The sequence below is a fragment of the Streptomyces sclerotialus genome, assembly GCF_040907265.1.
In the GTDB taxonomy this organism is placed as follows: Bacteria; Actinomycetota; Actinomycetes; order Streptomycetales; family Streptomycetaceae; genus Streptomyces; species Streptomyces sclerotialus.
Genome location: NZ_JBFOHP010000002.1, coordinates 3,359,806 through 3,377,958, shown reverse-complemented (window position 1 = coordinate 3,377,958; position 18,153 = coordinate 3,359,806). Strand labels below are relative to the sequence as shown.

Sequence of the window (18,153 nt, the reverse complement as noted above, 5' to 3'; positions counted from 1 at the left end):
CAGTTCCCCGCGCCCCTGGCGGGGCGCGGGGCTGCCCGTCAGCCGGCCAGGTCCATGTCGGACGGGGTGGCCTCGGCGCCCGGCTTCTCGGCCGTGAGCGGGCCGGGCTGCACCGGCAGCGTGGCCACGCCCGAGCCGGTCGCCGCCGCCTCACGCGGGCTGGGCGCCACCGTCCGCTCGTCGAGCGGGATGACCTCCGGAGTCGCCTCCTGGCCGAGGAAGACCCGGCGGACGACGCGCTCGGCGGCGTGTCCGTCGTCCCACTGGCAGAAGCGGGCGCGGAAGGCGGCGCGGCGGGCCGCGGCCTCCTCGCCGTCCCAGCTGCCGTCCTGGAACGCGGCGATCAGCTCGCCCTCGCTCGTGGCGACGATGCCCGGGGTGTCGCCCGGCTCGCCGGAGAGCAGGTCGAAGGTGACGCCGCGGGACTTCACGTAGACGTCCCAGTCGTCCGCGTACGTGATGATCGGGCGGTCCAGGTTGGCGTAGTCGAACATGATCGACGAGTAGTCCGTGATCAGCGCGTCGGCGGCCAGGCACAGTTCCTCGACCGACGGGTGGCGCGAGACGTCGATCAGCGCGCCCTGCTCCTGGAGCTCGGCCAGCCGGTCGTTCGCGCCGTAGAAGTAGTGGGTGCGGACCAGCAGCACCACGTCGGGGCCCAGTTCGCGGGTGACGCGCTCCAGGTCCATCCGCGGCACGTACCCGTTCTGGTAGTCGCGGACGGTGGGCGCGTACAGGACGGCGGTACGGCCGGGGGCGATGCCGAGGCGGGCGCGGATGTCCAGGACGTCCTGGGCGGTCGCCCGGTAGTACACGTCGTTGCGCGGGTAGCCGGTGTCCAGCGACCGGAAGGAGCAGGGGTAGACCCGCTCCCACTGCTCGGTGGTGTGCTGGTTGGAGGAGACGCTGAAGTCCCAGCGGTCGGCGCGCTGCAGCAGCTTGCGCATGGACATGCCCTTGGCGGCGGCCGGGTACTGCTGCTGGTCGATGCCCATCCGCTTGAGCGGGGTGCCGTGGTGGGTCTGCAGGTGGATCTGGCCCGGCCGCTTCACGATCGCATCGGCGAAGTTGACGTTGTTGACGAGGTACGTGGCGCGGGCCATCACCTCCCAGTAGCGCGGGGAGTTGACCACCACGTGGTCGATGCCCTCGGGGAGGGCGTCCACCATGTCCTGCTTGACCACCCATACGCCGTGGATGTGCGGCGCCAGCTCCTTGGCCTTCTCGTAGATCGCGAGCGGGTTGCAGGCGGGGGTGCGGTTCCAGTACGCGGCGTAGACCGCGAGGTGCGGGTCCAGCGGGCGGTGCAGCTGGAGCTGGTAGAAGCGCGCGTACGCCTGCTTGCCGAGGGTGTGCTTGGCCTTCTTCAGGCGGCCCGCGGCCTTCTTGCGGCCCCTGGCGGCCAGCTTCAGCGCGGCGTATGCGGTGTAGGAGCCGCGGGCGAGCGCGTCGTACTGGACGCCCATCACGCCCTTGGGGCGGACGAAGCCGGCGGGCCGGTAGCGGCGGTAGTGCTGGGCCGCCAGCCGGAAGAACTCCGGGCGGGCGGCGGTGGGCACCCGGTCCGGGCGGGCCAGGATGAAGAGGTAGTGGTCGATCATGTGCTCGAAGAGGAAGGCGCGCCAGCGGTGCAGCGCCGGCCGCTCCTCGACGAACGCGAACAGCCGCTCGTACTGCGCGAACGCGGCGAAGTGCGCCCGGCTGGGGGTGCGCAGCGCGTTGCCCTGGCGGCGCTGCCGGTAGTGCACGCAGACCTGGTCCAGAAGGGCGATGCGCTCGGCGCTGAACAGCGACTCGTAGACGACGACCGCGTCCTCGTAGAAGCCGTCGGGGAAGCTGAAGCCGCCGGCGAGGTAGAAGTCGCGGCGGTAGGCCTTGTTCCACACGACGGTGAACAGGCGCAGCAGGTCGGGGCGGTCGTCGATGGAGCCGACCTCGGGGCCGGGCGCGGACAGCACCTCGGCGTCGCGGTTGCGCTTGGCCTCGCCCCACCAGAAGGTGCGCGCGTAGTCGTAGACCAGGATGTCCGGGTCCTCGGTCTCCTTGAGCCGGGCGGCTATGGACTCCAGCGCGTCCGGCAGCAGCGTGTCGTCGCTGTCGAGGAAGAGGAGGTAGTCGCCGCGGGCGTGCGCCACGCCCTCGTTGCGGGCGTTGCCGATGCCCTTGTTCTCGGGGAGGTGCAGCGGGACGACGCGCGGGTCGCGGGCCGCGTACTCGTCCAGGATCGCCCCCGAGCCGTCGGGCGAGCGGTCGTCGACCGCGACGACCTCGAAGTCGCCGTACGTCTGGGCCAGCACCGAGTCCAGGCAGGCGCGGAGGTAGCCCTGCACCTTGAAGACCGGCACGACGATGCTGAAGCGAGGCGATGCGGCGGAGCCACCTGGTGCGGGCATTGCGGAAACTACTCCTCGTATCGGACCGGGCACAGTAAGCGGAATCGCCCGAAATGCGGTTCCTTTTCGCTACCTGTGAGACGGAGGGGACGAGGAGTTGGTTGTGTGCTTGTTCGTTAAAAATACGACCAAGGTTCAGTCGTGCTTCGCCTCCGGGTGCCGCAGCAGCCAGCCCGCCCACGCCGAGCTGACCATGTCGCGCACGTCGTGCCGGGCCTTCCAGCCCAGCTCGGCCGCGACCCGGTCGGCGGCCGCCACCACCCGCGCCGGGTCGCCGGGGCGCCGCGGGGTGACCCGCGCCGGGCGGTCCCGGTAGCCGGTGACCTCCGCGATCAGGTCGACCATCTCGCGTACGGACACGCCCTCGCCGCGGCCGATGTTGACCGTCAGGTCGCGGACCGGGCCCGGCTCGCCGAGCTTGCGCGCGGCCGCGAGGTGCGCGTCGGCCAGGTCCTCGACGTGGATGTAGTCGCGGATGCAGGTGCCGTCGGGGGTGTCGTAGTCGTCGCCGAAGATCAGCGGGGCCGCGCCGTCGGTGAGCTTCTCGAAGACCATCGGGACGATGTTGAAGACGCCGGTGTCGGCCAGCTCCGGGGCCGCCGCGCCCGCCACGTTGAAGTAGCGCAGGCAGGCCGTGGAGATGCCGTGCGCCCGGCCCGCCGCCCGGGTCAGCCACTCGCCCGCGAGCTTGGTCTCGCCGTACGGGCTCATCGGTACGCACGGGGTGTCCTCGGTGACCAGGTCCACGCCGGGCATGCCGTAGACCGCGGCGGAGGAGGAGAAGACGAAGCGGCCGACGCCGCCCGCCGCGACCGCCTCCAGCAGTGTCTGCAGCCCGTGCACGTTCTCCCGGTAGTACAGCAGCGGCAGCTCCACCGACTCGCCGACCTGCTTCTTCGCCGCCAGGTGCACCACCCCGGACACCTCGTGCTCCGCGATCGTGCGGTCCAGCAGCGCCCGGTCCAGGGTCGACCCGACGACGAGCGGCACGCCCTCGGACACCCGCTCCGCCACGCCGGTGGACAGGTCGTCCAGCACCACCGCGCGCTCGCCCGCGCCGGTCATGGCGCGCACCACGTGCGCGCCGATGTATCCCGCACCACCGGTGATCAGCCAGGTCATGGCTTGCTCCTTCGCCTTCGGGTCAGCCGTGCTCGTACGGCGACGGTACGGGGAAGTACGCGCCCAGGAAGGCACGCACCACCCGGTCCTGCTCCGCGGCCGGCACCTCGGCGTCGGCCGAGTCCCCGATGCAGAAGACGGAGTGGCTGCGGGTGGCGAGCAGGCGGCTGAGGACAGTGTGGTGGTCGTAACGGCCGGCGTTCACGAAGGAGCAGGAAATGGTCGCGGGCGTCGACTTGCCGGTCAGATATCCGTAGTAGTGGTGCAGGGACGAGGCGATGGAGAGATCGGTACGGGCCCGGAAGCGGCTCCCGGCGGTCGTCGCCACCTTTTCGGGGAAGCGGTCGGCGATCTCCGCCAGGACGCTGCGCCGCAGGGGGTGCGGGGCGTGCAGGAAGCTGTGCGTGGCGACCCGGCCGAACTCCCGCTTGAGCAGGGCCCGGTTGTTCTTGGCGGCGGCGAAGTAGCCCTCGTCGTCCTCGGTGACCTTGCCGGGCGGCACGGCCGTGGGCGACCGGAAGAAGTGCGCGGTGCCGTTGCTGTGGAAGAACGCCGAGGGCGGCAGCGGGCGGCCGAGGAACACGTCGTCGTTGAAGTACAGGAACTGCTCGGACAGGCCCTCGATGCGGTGCAGCTGGCTCTCGATGGCGTGCGAGTTGAAGGTCGGCAGCTGGGCGGTGTCGGCGAACAGCTCCCGGTGGTCGACCACCTTCAGGCCGGGGTGCGCGGTGTCCAGCCAGTCGGGAACCTGGTCGTCGGTGACGAGGTGGACGGTGCGGACCCAGGGGGCGTACATCGCCAGCGAGCGGAGCGAGTGCCGCAGTTCGTCGCGACTGCGGAAGCGGGCGTCGCCGCTGTCCACGTGGTCGGTGGGCAGGCCGGCGGCTCTCCGGGCCGCGTCCCGCCGCTCCCGCCAGGCCGGGTCGGCGTCGTCCACCCAGGTGTAGACGACGTCGACGGGGAAGTCGACGTCCCACATGAGGGTGTCGGCGAAGGGGGCGAGCGTGGGGTGGTCCCGGTCCGCGACCCGCCAGGTGGCCGTGGGAGTGAGGTCGGGCAGCCGCGGCCCGAGGAGGGTGGTGCCGCGCGGCGCCTCCCGCCAGCCGTCCTCGTCCCGGGCCCAGAACTCCACCGTGCAGCCGAACGCCGGACCGTACCGCAGCGTGCGGCTCTCGCTGGTCACCGGCTTGAAGACGCGCACGCCCGCGATCTCGCCGGCCTCCCGCAGCCGCTCGGCGAGCAGCGCGCCGGGCGCGTGGCCGCGCGGTGAGACCAGTTCGCCGTAGACCGGCTCGCCGCGCAGCTCCTCGGCGAGCGCGGCCAGCGCCCGTTCCCGGTCCTCGACCGCCACCGCGACCCGGTGGGCGAGCGCGTCGTCCCGCAGCAGGACGTAGCCGATGCCGTGGGCCCGCAGCGCGTCCGTGGCCAGCTCCAGGTTGCGGTCGGCGACCTGCGGCGCGGTGAGGTCGTCGCGCAGCTCCGCCAGCCGTCCCGCCGAGCGGACCAGCCGGCCCGACCGGTCCTGGGCCTTCAGCAGCACCTCGCGGGCCTTCTGCGCGTCGGCGGAGGGGGCGAGCGGGCCGCCGTGCGGGGCCGCCACGCTGAACGCCCGGCCGCCGCCCGCCGCGATGCGCAGCGCGGTGCGGTCGGCGCGGGCCGCGAGCCGGTCCGGTGCGTCGCGGCGGGTCACCAGCTTCTCGAAGAGCCGCTCCCACTCGCCGGTGACCAGCTCGCCGGAGAAGCGCTCGTACACGCCGGCGCGCGCGGCCTTTCCGTACGCCCGCAGCCGCTCCTGATCACCCATCAGTTCACCGAGCGCGGCGGCCAGCGCGTCCACGTCACCGGGCGGTACGAGCAGGCCGTCCACGCCGTGCCGGACGATCTCGGCGGGCCCGGTGACGATGTCGTACGCGACCACCGGCACCCCGGCGGCGAACACCTCCAGCAGCACCAACGGGAAGGCCTCGTTGCGGGACGGCAGCAGGCACAGGCTCGCCTTCGCCCACTCCTCCGTCATCTCTCGCGTCCGGCCGAGGAGTTCGACCCGGTCGTGCAGTGCCAGGCCCTCTGCCAGGTGGCGCAGCCGGACCTCCTGCGGCCCGTCGCCGAAGATCCGCAGCCGCCAGTCCGGGTGGTCCTCCGCGACCTGCGCGAAGGCCCGTACGGCGTGGTCGAGCTGTTTCTCCGGGGTCATCCGCGCCGCCACCACGATCGTGCGGCCCGCGAGGTCGGAGCGGGGGCGGTAGCCGTCGGGCACCGCGTTCGGGATCACCGGGAGCTCGGGCGCCGCCGGGCCCAGGGACTCCCGGAACCACTCGGCGGTCCGCTCGGTGAGCGACACCAGCGCGTCGATCCGCGGCGCGTACCGGAGCAGCGGCTCGCCGCTGACGCCGCGCAGCTGGGAGGCGCGGTGCTCCTGATGCACGGTGATCACCGGGCCCTGCACCAGCTCGGCGGCCGCGGCCATCAGCGCGGGCGTGGTGGTGATCAGCACGTCGGTGTCCAGGGCCGCGAGCGCGGCGCCCATCTCGATGTCGGAGAGCCGGTCGAAGGTGTGCTCCCAGGCGGGCTCGATGAGCTCGCTGGGGAGCGCGGCCAGGGTGCGGCAGGCCGCCTCGTCCAGGCCGCTGCGGCGCACCGGGCGCTCGTACGGGCCGGTGCGGTCGACCAGGTAGCGGCGGCGGATGTCCCGGCCGGCCGGGAAGAACGGCTCGTCGCGGGTCCGGAAGACGCTCAGTACCTCGACGTCGTGGCGCGGCGCGAGATGGGCCGCCTGGGTGTACGCGGCCATCTCCGTGCCGCCCATCTCGTCACCGAGGGTGAGCAGGAACGTGATCCTCATGGCCGGTCCTCCGAGGGCTCGTGGGCGCGGGCGGGCACCGCGTACGCGGCGCAGCTGACGGTGAGGGTCCCGGCCGCCGAGAGCTGGGCGTGCACCCGCAGCAGCCGGCCGTCCGCCAGCGCTATGGAGCGGTAGGGCGTACGGAAGACCCGCTTCGGGTGGCGTACGTCGGTCAGCCGGCGGCCGACCTTCAGCCGGGTCCGGCCGGACCGCAGCCGCACCTCCCAGGTGTGCTGGACGTGCCCGTCGGCGGCCATCGCGGCCAGCGGCAGGTCGGCGGTGAGGTGCCCAGCACCCTGTTCCAGCGGCATGGGCAGCACGGTGCTCCCCGGGCCCTGCCGCACGGCCTCGGCCGTCCAGGCGGCGTGCCGGGGCAGCGGGCCGACCAGTCTGATCTGCACGGTGACGCGGTCCCAGCGCAGGCCGAGCGCGACCAGCTCGGCCTGCGGGGCCGGGCCCGAGACCTTGAGCAGGGCGTGGCCGTCGGCCGATCGCACGGGGCGGAAGAGGGCCCCGCTGCCGGGGTCGGGGGAGTACGGGAGGGTCGGTCCCGCCACGGCGCGGGGCGGGGCGGCGCGGAGGTCGGCGAGGGTCTCCCGGCCGGCCGTGTCGGTCACGGCGAGGGAGAGCCGCCAGACGCCGGGGCCCAGGGCGAGGACGCCGGGCTCCGGGGGCGGGCCGTGGGACGCGGGGTCGTGGGGCGCGAAGTGGAGCGGGGCCGTCGCGGTGAGCAGCAGGGTGCCGTCGGGCTGCGGCTCGGGCGTCAGCGGCGCGGTCCGGCGGTGGCCGCGGTGGTCCAGACGGAGCAGTGCGGCGCCGACGCCTTCGGCGCGGCGGGGGTAACGCACCGCCACGTTCAGGGTGCGGCCGCCCAGGACGGAGAGGTGGACGGGGCGCAGGACGGGCCGCGGGCGCAGGCGCGCGGCGAGCACGGGGACGGTGTCGACACGGGCGAAGCGACGTCGTACGCCGCCCGCCGCGCGGCGGGCGCGGCGGCCGGCCTTCACCGCTCGGGACAGCAGGACCTGGTGCATGGCGGGCATCCTTCTCGTCCGCTGACGAGTCATCTCTTGTGGAGGGTCCTCCCCTATGAGGACGCGGGCATCCCCAGGGGCCGGACGCACAGGGGATGTGTACCGGTACGTACGGCGTCATAGTGGCATCAAGAGCCCATAGGGGTAAATGACCGGACACGGGGAGCGACGCAGAGGGGGAGACCGGAGTGAGTGCACAGATGGGACAGCGGACCGCCGGACCGCGCCGCCGGCCCGTACGGCATCCGGGTGCGGGCCGCGCCAGGGGGACGGTGCGGCGGATCAACCCGGAGGCGTCGACCCTGGTGTCGGTCTACCGCAAGGCCGTACCGGAGCAGCTGCGGCGGGCCATCGCGACCCGCAGCACCCCCGAGCTGCGCCGCCGCATCAAACAGCAGGTCAGCTGGCTGGCGACGGCCCGGCATCTGGACGGGCTGCGCACCCGGGGCGTGGCGCTGTGCCACCGCGCCCTCGCCTCCGGACCCGGCCGGGCCGTCACCATGGCCGACGGGCACCCGCGCATCGCCCTCGTGCAGCACGACCTCTCGCCCGCCCGGGCCCGCCGCGACAACCTCGTCACCGTCACCGAGACCCTGGAGCGGGCCGGCGTCGGCCACTTCTGCGTGCGCGGCAAGGAGCGCGGCCGGGGCGTGGTCGCGGTGGCCGCCGAGGACGGGTCGCGCGCGCTCACCGCGCTGGCCGCCCGCTGCCGCGAGCTGCCCGGCTACGTCTCGCTGCTGACCCCGGGGCGCGAGGTCCGGCACACCGCGCCCGGTTACGACTCAGGAGGCTGGCACCGGGCCGCGCGTGCCGGGCTGTTCCGGGTCACCTGGTTCCGTACGGACCCGGCCCGCTCGCTCGTGCTGGACGAGGCGTACGGCTGCGACGTGGAGTTCTGGCCGCGCGAGGAGGACCGGCTCATCGCGCCGCGGCGGAACGCCGTCACCGAGTGGGTGCCGGCCCGGGGCCGCCGCATCGACGTCCCCGCCGCGCTCTTCACCTGCCCGAACGGCTCGGGCGACGACCGGACCCCGCAGGTCACCACCTACCGCGACTTCACCGTGCCGCTGCCCGGCGACATCACCTTCCCCGTCGACGTCGTCTACACCTGGGTGGACGGCGCCGACCCGGCGTGGCTGGAGCGCCGCGCCAAGTACACCGGGCAGGCGTACCACGACGAGGCGGCCAACGCCGCGCGCTACGCCAACCGCGACGAGCTGCGCTATTCCCTGCGCTCGCTGGACATGTACGCGCCCTGGGTGCGCGACGTCTACCTCGTCACCGACGACCAGGTACCGGCCTGGCTCAACACGGCGCACCCACGCGTGACAATCGTCAGCCACCGCGAGATATTCACCGAAACGGGGGATCTACCGACCTTCAACTCACACGCCATCGAGAGCCAGCTGCACCACATAGACGGCCTCTCGGAGCACTTCCTCTACTTCAACGACGACGTCTTCCTCGGCCGGGAGGCCTCGCCGCACGACTTCTTCCTGGCCAACGGGCTGACGAAGTACTTCCCCTCGCCCGCGCTGGTGCCGCTCGGCCCGCCCGGCGACGACGACGTCCCGGTGTCCGTCGCGGGCAAGAACAACCGCAGGCTCATCGAGGCCCGCTTCGGCACCACTCCCGTGCAGAAGATGAAGCACGTACCGCACGCCCTGCGGCGCAGCGTGCTCGCCGAGATAGAACGGGAGTTCGGCGCGGAGCACCGGGCGACCGCCTCGCACCGCTTCCGCAGCGTCGACGACATCTCCATCCCGTCCTCGCTGCACCACTACTACGCCTTCCACACCGGCCGGGCGCTGCCCGCCGACATCGCGTACTCCTACCTCGACCTCTCCCGGCCGAACGCCGCCGACCGGCTGGACCGGCTGCTCGCCCACCGCGACCGGGACGTCTTCTGCCTGAACGACACCCGGTCGGAGGAGACCGACCTGGCGGACCAGCTGGCGCTGCTGCGGCCGTTCCTGGAGGCGTACTTCCCGCTGCCGGGCCCGTTCGAGGTGCCCGTGCCGTAGGGCCGCCGCCGCTCCGGCCGGCCGGCCCGGCGGGCGGATCCGCCGGGCGCCGGACAGGATTTCCGGTATGAGCGGACCGAGCGTGGCGGACCCCGAGGAGCAGCGGCCGCCGGCCGCGGTGCCGGGCCGGGCCCCGCGGCCCGCGCGCACCGGCCCGCGCGTGCGGTGCCGCGCCACCGCCCTCGCCGTCCTCGTCCCGTGCGCGGTCATGCTCGTACTCGGGCTGTGGGGCCTGGACCGCGGCACGCTGTGGCGGGACGAGGCGGCCACCGCGCAGCTCGCCGGCCGCCCGCTGCCGCAGCTGTGGGACCTGCTCGGGAACGCCGACGCGGTGCACGGCCTGTACTACGCCCTGATGCACGGTTACGGGGCGCTCGCCGAGGGGTTCTCCGGGCTGTCGCTCCGCGACGGGCCGGTGCTGCGGCTGCCGTCCGTGCTCGGCGCGACGGCCGCGGCCGGACTGGTGGCGCTCCTCGGGAGCCGGCTGGCCGCGCCGCGCGTGGGCCTGTGGGCCGGGCTGCTCTTCGCCACCCTGCCCACGACGAGCCACTACGCGCAGGAGGGCCGCTCCTACGCGCTGGTCACGGCGGGCGCCACGCTCGCCACCCTGCTGCTGGTCACCGCCGTGCGCCGCGGCCGGGCCCGGGACTGGGCCGGGTACGCCGCCGTCGCTGCGGTCACCGCCGTCCTGCACGAGTGCGCCGTACTGCTGCTCGCCGCGCACGCGCTGACCCTGCTGGTCTCCCGGGTCCCGCGCACGGTGTGGTGGCGCTGGGCGGCGGCGGCCTGCGCGGCGGCGCTCGCGCTGCTGCCGCTGGTGGCGCTGTCCCGTGGCCAGAGCCACCAGCTGAGCTGGCTGTACCCGCCGGGGCTGCGCGCCGCCCGGCTGCTGCTGCAGTCGTTCGCCGGACCGTCCGTGCCGGCGGTCGTGGCGGTGTGCGCCCTGGTGGCGGTGGCGGCGGTGCGCCCGCTGCCCCGGCGCGGCCCGCTCGGCCTGTCCGCCGTCGCGCTGCCGCTCGCGCTGCTGCCGCCCGTACTGCTCTTCCTGGCCTCCCAGCGGTACCCGGCCTTCCTCGACCGCTATCTGCTCTTCTGCCTGCCGGGCGTCGCGCTGGCCGCGGCGGCGGGGGCCGAGCGCCTGGTGGACGCGGTGGCCGTACGGCGGCACCGGCGGCTGCCGCCGCGCCTGGTGGCGGTGGCGGGCGCGGCCGTGGTCGCCGTGGCCTTCCTGGGGCAGCTCCCCGCTCAGCGGCGCGAACGGGAGCCCGCGAGCCGTCCGGACGACCTCGCGGCCGTGGCGGCGGCCGTCGCGCGCCGCGCGGCGCCGGGTGACGGCGTCTTCTACGTGCCCACGTACGCGCGGCGGGTGGGGCTCGCCCATCCGGAGCGGTTCGCCGGGCTGACGGACCTCACGCTCGGCGTCTCCGGCGCGGCGTCCGGCACCCTCTACGGGCGGGACGCGCCGCTGCGGGAGATCCGCGCCCGGCTGGCCCGTACCGGCCGGGTCTGGCTGGTCGCCGCCGACGGGGTGGACCGCACCCGGTGGTTCCGGCACGACGCGGCGGAGTCCGCCAAGTGGCGGCTGCTGCACGAGAGGTGCGTACAGCGGTACTGGCTGGACGGACCCGGCGCGAATGTGGCGCTGTTCGTGACGCGCCCCTCTTACGCGCCGAGCCGGCCGCCCATTCCGGATTCCGCCGTCTCCGGCGGCTAATGTCCGGCACCGCGTTTCCCGTCGAGAGGCCGGACATGACACCACTGAACACCGAGACCCTCATCGCGCCCGCCGGAGCCGCGCTGCCGCGGCCGGGCACGCTGGCGGACGTCAAAGGCTGGTTCTTCGACCAGGACCAGCTGCTCTTCGACTGGCTGCTGGCGCACCAGGCCCGCACCGGCGTGCGCGGCGACCTGCTGGAAATGGGCGCGTACCTGGGAAAGAGCGCCATTTATCTGGCCCGCTACCTGAATCCGGGGGAGGAATTCACGGTCTGTGACCTCTTCGATTCCCCGGCCGGCGACGAGGCCAACGGCGCCGAGATGCGGGGCTCGTACGCGACGCTCACCCGCCGCGCCTTCGAGGCGAATTACCTCGCTTTCCATGACGAGCTGCCCACCGTTCTCCAGGGGCCCACCACGCTCGTCCCCGAGGAGGTGGCGCCGGGCAGCTGCCGTTTCGTGCACGTCGACGCCTCGCACCTGTACGACCACGTACGCGGCGACATCACGGCGGCCCGCCGCGCACTGTCACCCGAAGGAGTGGTCGTGCTGGACGACTACCGCTCCGAGCACACGCCGGGCGTCTCCGCCGCCGTCTGGGAGGCCCTCTTCACCCAGGGGCTGCGGCCCATCTGCCTGAGCCGCACCAAGTTCTACGGCACCTGGGGCGACCCGGCGCCGTGGCAGGAGGCGCTGATCCTGGAGATCGTCGGCCGCGGCGACTGCCACGCCGACCTCCAGACCGTCGCGGGCCACCGGGTGCTGCGCCTGATCAGCGGGCGCGACCTCGTGCTCCCCGCCCTCCCGCGGTCCCGGCACTACGAGGCGCTGCGGAGCGAGGAACGCGCCGCCGAGGAGATCCGGCGCCGCCGCGCCGACACCGACGCGCGTGCCACGTCCGCCGCCAGGGAGGCCGAGGCCGCGCAGCGCCGGTCAGCGGCGCGCCGCCCGAAGGCCCGCGCCCGGCGGGCCGCGCTGCTGTTCCTGCCGCCGCTCGCCGCCAAGGGCCTCCGGCGGCTGCGCCGCTGACAGCCGGGCCCGCGGCCCGGTCTCACCCCAGCAGCAGTTCCGCGGCGCGGGCCGCGGCGCCGCCGTCGTCCCGCGCGCAGTACGCCGCACGGAACCGCGCGTACGCCTGCGCGCTGCGCCGTGCCACCCCGTCCAGGTCGCGCAGCGCGTCCACCAGCTCCCCGGTGTCCGACAGCAGCGGGCCGGGGGCCTGCGCCTCGAAGTCGAACGTGAAGCCGCGCACGGTGTCCCGGAAGTGCGCCAGGTCCGGCGTCAGGAACAGCATCGGGCGCCCGGTGTTGGCGAAGTCCACCGCCAGCGAGGAGTAGTCCGTCACCAGCACGTCGGCGGCCAGCAGCAGCTCCGTCGCGTCGGGGAAGTCGCTGACGTCCCGGACGAAACCGCGGGGCGGGGCCGCTACCCGGTCGGCCACCAGCGGATGGCTGCGCAGCAGCAGCACGTGGTCGGCGCCGAGCGCGGCCTCGGCGTGCGCCAGGTCCAGCGGCAGGTGCAGCTGGTAGTGGTCAGCGTCGTACGCCTTGTCGTCGCGCTGCGTCGGCGCGTACAGCACCAGCTTCTTGTCCGCGGGGACGCCGAGGTGCTCCCGCACCCGCCGGGCCGGCTCCGCGCGGTCGCCGGTGACCAGGGCGTCGGTACGCGGCAGGCCGGTCTCGCAGATGTCGCCCTCGTAGCCCAGGGCGCGGCCCAGCAGGGCCGTGCTGTGCGCGTTGGGGGAGAGCAGCACGCTCCACTGGTGGCCGCGGCGCGGCTGCGGCCAGAGATGGACCAGGTCGGCGCAGAGCGTGCCGGCCAGGTCGGCGCCGATGCGCTTGACGGGGGTGCCGTGCCAGGTCTGGAGGACCTGCTGCCCCGCACGGCGGACGAACCACTCCGGGAGGTGGGTGTTGGTGACGACGCGCCGGCTGCGGGCCAGCGCCTCGTGCCACTCCGCGCTGCCCAGCAGCACCGGGCGGGTGCCGGCCGGGGCCTGCGCGCGGGCGTCGCGGACCACCCACAGATGCTCGACGGCCGGTTCGCGACGGGCCAGGGCCTCGTGCACCGCACGCGGAGAGTCGCCGCCGCAGCGCCCGTCGAAGCTGCTGAAGAGGACGGTGTCGCGCAGCGGGCGTGAGCGGCGGCGCGGGTAGTGCTCCTCGCGCAGCAGCCGCTGCCGGTACGGGCCGCGGTCCGCGTCCGGCACGGCGGGGCCCGCCTCGATGAACATCCGGTCGTGGAAGCGGCGGTCGACGGTGAGCGGTTTGGGCGCCGCCGGGCAGGGCGAGGGCAGCGCCGCGAAGAGCGTGGGGCACAGCCGTACGGGCAGGTCGCCGCCGTCGTGCCGGTCCGCTCCGGGCTCCGCCGTGCGCAGGAAGAGGTACCAGCGTCCCTCACGGAGCGGGAGCGCGCCGCCGTAGGAGGGCACGGCGGCGGGCCGCAGTTCGGCCGTGAACCGTTCGCCGTCCCGGGACGCGGCGAAGGCCACCTCGGCGGCGAACCGGCTGTGCCGCAGCACGGCGGTGATCCGCGCCGTGCCCGCCGCCGCGCCCGGCAGCATCCCGGCCACCTCCAGCGTCCCGTCCGGCCGCCACGCCAGCCGGTCGGCGAACGGCTCGGGGAGACGCGTGTGCAGGACGAGGTTGCCCGCCGCCGTGGCGGTGACCACCAGCTCCCGGCCGCTGCTGTCGACCTGCCGGCCGGCCGGCACGGTGGGGTCGGCCGCGATCCGGGCGGTCTTGGCGTCCGCGTAGACCAGTACGGGATCCCAGGTCGCGCCGGTCTCCTGCCCCGGCCCTCCGGGGAGCCCGTCGGCCGGCGGGGCGGGAGCGGCCAGCTCTGCGGGGTCGATGCGGAGGGTGAGACGGTGGCCGGTGCCCTCGGGCGTCACGTCCTCGCCCGTGAGCGGCCGTTCGATCCGCTCGCCTGTGCCGCGGCGGGTCAGCCGCAGCGCCACCGGCGCGTCGGCCGAGGCGTCCCGCACGGTCAGTTCGGCCGCGCCGTCACCCACCGTCCGCTGCCCCGCCAGCCGCCGTACGGTCCGCTCCACGGAGAGGTGCAGCCGCCCGTCCTTGTACCAGGGCACGACCCGCATCCCGTCGGCCACTTCGTGCGGCAGCGGTGCGGCGCCGGAGCCGGTGTCCAGGGCGCGCAGCGCGGCCGGGCGGACCACCCCGGCCCCGGCCACCACGATGCCCGCCTTCCACTGGCCGGGCGTGAACCTGCCGCCCTTGGCCAGCCGCTTGGGGTCCACCGTGATCTCGAAGCCGGACCAGTCGTAGCAGTGCTGCTCCTGGCGCGAGTTGTGGGTGGCGTCGGGAGCGGGCACGGACCGCACCGGCAGGACGATCCGGCGCTTGCCGGACATCAGCACCGCCGCCTTCAGACAGCTGAGCCGGCCGGGCGCCGCGATGTTGCGGATGTAGGCGTAGCCGCGCAGCACCAGCTTCCCGTCCCGCCACACCGCCTCCCGCAGCCGCGCCCGTACCGGCAGGTCCCTGGCGGTGAGCCGGGTGACGGCGGGCGGCAGCGGGATGGGCCGGCCGCCGCCCACCGCGAGCACCGCGCGCTTGTGCAGCGGCGGGCCCGCCACGTGGAAACCGGAGTTGTTGCGCTGCTGGTACTCCAGCAGCCGCAGCAGGTCGTCGAGGCGGCCCTCCCGGATCAGCGCCCACTTCATGCGCTGCTCGACGGGGAGTTCGGCGTAGAGCGAGGGGTCGATCCGGCTGAGGAAGTCCCGGGCGCCGGTCATGAAGACCCGGTGGTACTCCGCGCCCGCCATGGGCAGCGCGTCGATGAAGTACTGGAGGTCGTCGAGGAGGACGGAGCGGTCGTAGTCGCGCTTGTACCGGGTCCAGCGGGTGCGCTCCGGGTCGGCGAGGAACCGGCTGACGCCGTCGACGGCGGCGAGCCGGTCGCGTACGCCCTTGACGTCGGTGCGGCGGCGGGTGATCGAGCCCTCGCGGATGCGCCAGTAGTAGACGTGCTCGTGGAGGACGTCGACGGCCTCGGCCAGGAAGTGCGCGGGAATGGTGAGCGGGGTGTCCTCGTAGAGCACGCCCTCGGGGAAGGCCAGCCCGTGCCGGTCCCAGAAGGTGCGGCGGAAGACCTTGTTCCAGGCCACCCGGTCGGCCAGCAGCGTGAGGTCCTTGCTGATGTGGGTGCCCTTGACCGTGCGGGTCATGGTCTTGTGCTGCCAGGCCTGGCTGGGGCCCTCGGCGGTGAGCCGCCAGACGTTGCCGGTCGCGAAGTCCGAGCCGGACTCCTCCAGCAGCGACACCAGGCCCTCGTACGCACGCGGCGGCAGCACGTCGTCGCTGTCCATGAACGTGAGGTAGGCGGTACGCGGATCGGCGTGCCGGGCACCGGTGTTGCGGGCGTGCCCCAGGCCCCCGTTCTCCTGCGTCACCAGCCGGAAGCGCGGGTCGCCGGCGGCGAACCCGCGGGCCAGTCCGGGCCCCGCGTCGGTGGAGCCGTCGTCGACCATCACCACGTCCAGCTCCCGCAGGGTCTGGCCGGCCACGGACCGCAGGCACTCGGGGAGGTACTCCTCGACGTTGTAGATCGGGATGACGACGGTCAGCCGGGGATCCATGGAGCAGACCACACCTTTTCCAGGGGACGCACGGGACACCAGTCCAACCCGCCGGCGGCCCCACCCGTCACATTTCCTGCGCTGTTCGAGTGACCGGGCCCGGCACAGGAACCGAGCGGAGGGTAATCATCTGACTACGCTGGCGGCGCACCGTGCGTACCGACCCCTGGATGGCCATGCCCCGCTTCAGCGTCATCGTCCCGGCCCGCGGCGTGCAGGGTTACCTGCGCCACTGCCTGGACTCCGTGCTCACGCAGTCCTTCGAGGAGGTGGAGCTGATCGCCGTCGACGACTGCTCGGACGGCGACGGGGCGATCATCGACGCCTGTGCGCGCACCGACCAGCGGGTGGTACCGGTGCACCTGGAGCGCCCCGGCGGCGTCGGCCCGGCCCGGAACGCCGGCGTCCGCCACGCCACCGGCGAGTACCTGCTCTTCCTCGACGGCGACGACTTCCTCACCCCCGGCGCGCTGGCCGCGGTCGACGCCCGGCTCCGGGCCGCGGGCGAGCCCGACGTGCTGCTCTTCGACCACGACCGGCTCAACATCTGGGAGCAGCTGCACGGCAGCGTCGACCGGGAGTTCCTCGAAGCGCACGCCGACACCGTCTTCACCGCCGAGGACGTGCCGGAGTGCCTGACCGTGCTGCCCGCCGCCTGGAACCGCGCGGTCCGCCGCGACCTGTGGGAGACGCACGGCTTCGCGTTCGCCGACGGCCCGTACGACGAGGTGCCCGTGGTCTTCCAGGCGCTGCTGGCGGCCTCCCGGATCGCCTGCCTGGACCGGGTGTGCGTGACCTGGCGCAAGCGCCGCAGGGGCAGCGCCTCCACCGTCCCCGGACGCCACCACTTCGCCGTCATCGACCGGTACGACGCGCTGTTCCGCGCGCTGACCGGGACGGGGCTGGGCGGCGGTGTCGAGACGGCGCGCGGCGTCCTGTTCGCGCACGCCACCGGGCGGCTGCTGCGGATCATGGAGGACGACGGCCGGGTGCACCTCAGGGACCGGCCCGACTTCTTCCGCGAGCTCTCCCGCGTCCTGCGCCGGCACCGCCCGGCCGACGCCGAGCTCCCGCCGCACCTGAACTCCTACGCCGTCTACCGCTCCCGGCAGCGCGCCGGGACGCTGCGGCACCGCACCCTCAAGACGCTGCGCGCCCGCCGGCACCGCACGGCACGCAGCGTCTACCGCCGCTACTACGCCCTCCAGCTGCGCCGCCCCGTCGACGAGAACCTCGTGGTCTACGCCGCCTACTGGAACCGCGGCGTGCTCTGCAACCCCGCCGCGATCCACGCCAAGGCCCGTGAGCTGGCCCCGCACCTGCGCGGCGTGTGGCTGGTGGACCGCAGGCACCGCGACGACGTGCCGCCGGGCGTGACGGCCGTGACGGTCAACTCGCGCCGGTACTGGGAGGTGATGGCCCGCGCCAAGTACCTCGTCAACAACGCCAACTTCCCCGGCACCGTCCACAAGCGCCCCGAGCAGATCTACCTCCAGACCCACCACGGCACCCCGCTGAAGAAGATGGGCATGGACCTGCGCCGGCACCCGGCCGCCGCCGGCGGCGTCAGCTTCCTGCGCCTGCTCGACCACGCCGACCAGTGGGACTACTGCCTCTCCGGCAACCCGCACTCCACGGAGGTCTGGCAGCGCGTCTACCCCAGCGACTACGAGACGCTGCCGACCGGATACCCGCGCAACGACGCCTACTTCACCGCCGGCGCCGAGGACGTCCGCCGCATCCGGGCCGGGCTGGGCATCACACCGGGCGCCACCGCGATCCTCTACGCACCCACCCACCGCGACTACGAGCGCGGCTTCCACCCGCCGCTGGACCTGGAGCGGCTCGCCGACGCGCTCGGCGAGGGCCACCAGCTCCTGGTCCGTACGCACTACTTCTACGGCGCCGACTCACGGCTCGCCGCGCTGGAGGAGGCCGGCCGCATCCTGGACGTCTCCCGGCACCCGTCGGTGGAAGAGCTGGCCCTGGCGTCCGACGCGCTGCTCTGCGACTTCTCCTCGCTGATGTTCGACTACGCCAACCTCGACCGGCCGATCGTCGTGCACTCCGCCGACTGGGAGGCCTACCGGCACGCCCGCGGCGTCTACTTCGACCTGCTCTCCGGCGCGCCCGGCGACACCCCGGGCCACGTGGCCGCCGACGAGCAGGAGATCGCCGACGTCTTCCGCTCCGGGCGCTGGGCGGACGAGCACGCCGCGGACCTGCGGGCCGCGTTCCGGGAGCGGTTCTGCCCGTACGACGACGGGCTGGCGGCCGAGCGCGTCGTACGCCGGATCTTCCTCGGCGAGGACGAGCTGCTGCCACTGGTGCCCCCGGACGAGCGCACCGTCGCGCCCACCCCACGCGAGGCGGAACTCGGCGGGGAGGACGAGCCCTGCGCACAGGTGTGAGGTGGCGCGCCCCG

Annotated in this window: 9 protein-coding genes; 4 read left to right on the top strand and 5 right to left on the bottom strand. The window is 74.0% G+C overall.

Features of this window, described 5'->3' with window-relative positions; genetic code table 11:
- Positions 1–38: 38 nt before the first annotated feature.
- The 4 genes from AAC944_RS14960 to AAC944_RS14945 all read right to left on the bottom strand — a co-directional run bounded on the left by AAC944_RS14960 (position 39) and on the right by AAC944_RS14945 (position 7,391).
- The gene (locus AAC944_RS14960) at positions 39–2,393 is read right to left on the bottom strand and encodes a bifunctional glycosyltransferase/CDP-glycerol:glycerophosphate glycerophosphotransferase (protein ID WP_051871735.1); all 2,355 of its coding nucleotides are present in this window, start codon (positions 2,391–2,393) and stop codon (positions 39–41) included.
- 135 nt (positions 2,394–2,528) lie between these two features.
- Entirely contained in the window at positions 2,529–3,515 is a 987-nt protein-coding gene (gene galE, locus AAC944_RS14955; protein WP_030614560.1) for a UDP-glucose 4-epimerase GalE, read from the bottom strand.
- Positions 3,516–3,537: 22 nt separating this feature from the next.
- Positions 3,538–6,357, bottom strand: coding sequence for a stealth conserved region 3 domain-containing protein (locus tag AAC944_RS14950; RefSeq protein WP_030614557.1), 2,820 nt, complete (start codon positions 6,355–6,357; stop codon positions 3,538–3,540).
- Positions 6,354–7,391, bottom strand: coding sequence for a hypothetical protein (locus tag AAC944_RS14945; protein ID WP_051871733.1), 1,038 nt, complete (start codon positions 7,389–7,391; stop codon positions 6,354–6,356). The genes AAC944_RS14950 and AAC944_RS14945 overlap by 4 nt, the downstream gene beginning before the upstream one ends.
- A 200-nt stretch (positions 7,392–7,591) precedes the next feature.
- On the opposite strand from AAC944_RS14945, the gene AAC944_RS14940 reads away from it, so the two are divergent.
- From AAC944_RS14940 to AAC944_RS14930, 3 genes are all read left to right on the top strand, one after another.
- Positions 7,592–9,415: a stealth family protein gene (locus AAC944_RS14940; RefSeq protein ID WP_078888556.1), complete on the top strand. Its 1,824-nt coding sequence runs from the start codon at positions 7,592–7,594 to the stop codon at positions 9,413–9,415.
- A gap of 67 nt (positions 9,416–9,482) precedes the next feature.
- Positions 9,483–11,129 carry a glycosyltransferase family 39 protein gene (locus AAC944_RS14935; protein ID WP_051871731.1) on the top strand — a complete coding sequence of 549 codons (1,647 nt, stop codon included), beginning with the start codon at positions 9,483–9,485 and terminating at the stop codon, positions 11,127–11,129.
- Between the two features lie 35 nt (positions 11,130–11,164).
- Positions 11,165–12,160, top strand: coding sequence for a class I SAM-dependent methyltransferase (locus AAC944_RS14930; protein ID WP_030614544.1), 996 nt, complete (start codon positions 11,165–11,167; stop codon positions 12,158–12,160).
- 22 nt (positions 12,161–12,182) lie between these two features.
- Here AAC944_RS14930 and AAC944_RS14925 read toward each other — a convergent pair whose 3' ends face one another.
- Entirely contained in the window at positions 12,183–15,728 is a 3,546-nt protein-coding gene (locus AAC944_RS14925; protein WP_030614540.1) for a bifunctional glycosyltransferase/CDP-glycerol:glycerophosphate glycerophosphotransferase, read from the bottom strand.
- A 152-nt stretch (positions 15,729–15,880) separates the two neighbouring features.
- Here AAC944_RS14925 and AAC944_RS14920 point away from each other — a divergent pair, with 152 nt between their 5' ends.
- On the top strand, positions 15,881–18,139 hold the full coding sequence (locus AAC944_RS14920; protein ID WP_368397192.1) for a bifunctional glycosyltransferase/CDP-glycerol:glycerophosphate glycerophosphotransferase: 2,259 nt from the start codon (positions 15,881–15,883) through the stop codon (positions 18,137–18,139).
- Positions 18,140–18,153: the final 14 nt, after the last annotated feature.

What these genes read in the sequence shown, in the direction of transcription:
- AAC944_RS14960 (WP_051871735.1), bottom strand. Translation starts at nt 2,393, where the DNA reads ATGCCCGCACCAGGTGGCTCCGCCGCATCGCCTCGCTTCAGCATCGTC.
- galE (WP_030614560.1), bottom strand. Translation starts at nt 3,515, where the DNA reads ATGACCTGGCTGATCACCGGTGGTGCGGGATACATCGGCGCGCACGTG.
- AAC944_RS14950 (WP_030614557.1), bottom strand. Translation starts at nt 6,357, where the DNA reads ATGAGGATCACGTTCCTGCTCACCCTCGGTGACGAGATGGGCGGCACG.
- AAC944_RS14945 (WP_051871733.1), bottom strand. Translation starts at nt 7,391, where the DNA reads ATGCACCAGGTCCTGCTGTCCCGAGCGGTGAAGGCCGGCCGCCGCGCC.
- AAC944_RS14940 (WP_078888556.1), top strand. Translation starts at nt 7,592, where the DNA reads ATGGGACAGCGGACCGCCGGACCGCGCCGCCGGCCCGTACGGCATCCG.
- AAC944_RS14935 (WP_051871731.1), top strand. Translation starts at nt 9,483, where the DNA reads ATGAGCGGACCGAGCGTGGCGGACCCCGAGGAGCAGCGGCCGCCGGCC.
- AAC944_RS14930 (WP_030614544.1), top strand. Translation starts at nt 11,165, where the DNA reads ATGACACCACTGAACACCGAGACCCTCATCGCGCCCGCCGGAGCCGCG.
- AAC944_RS14925 (WP_030614540.1), bottom strand. Translation starts at nt 15,728, where the DNA reads ATGGATCCCCGGCTGACCGTCGTCATCCCGATCTACAACGTCGAGGAG.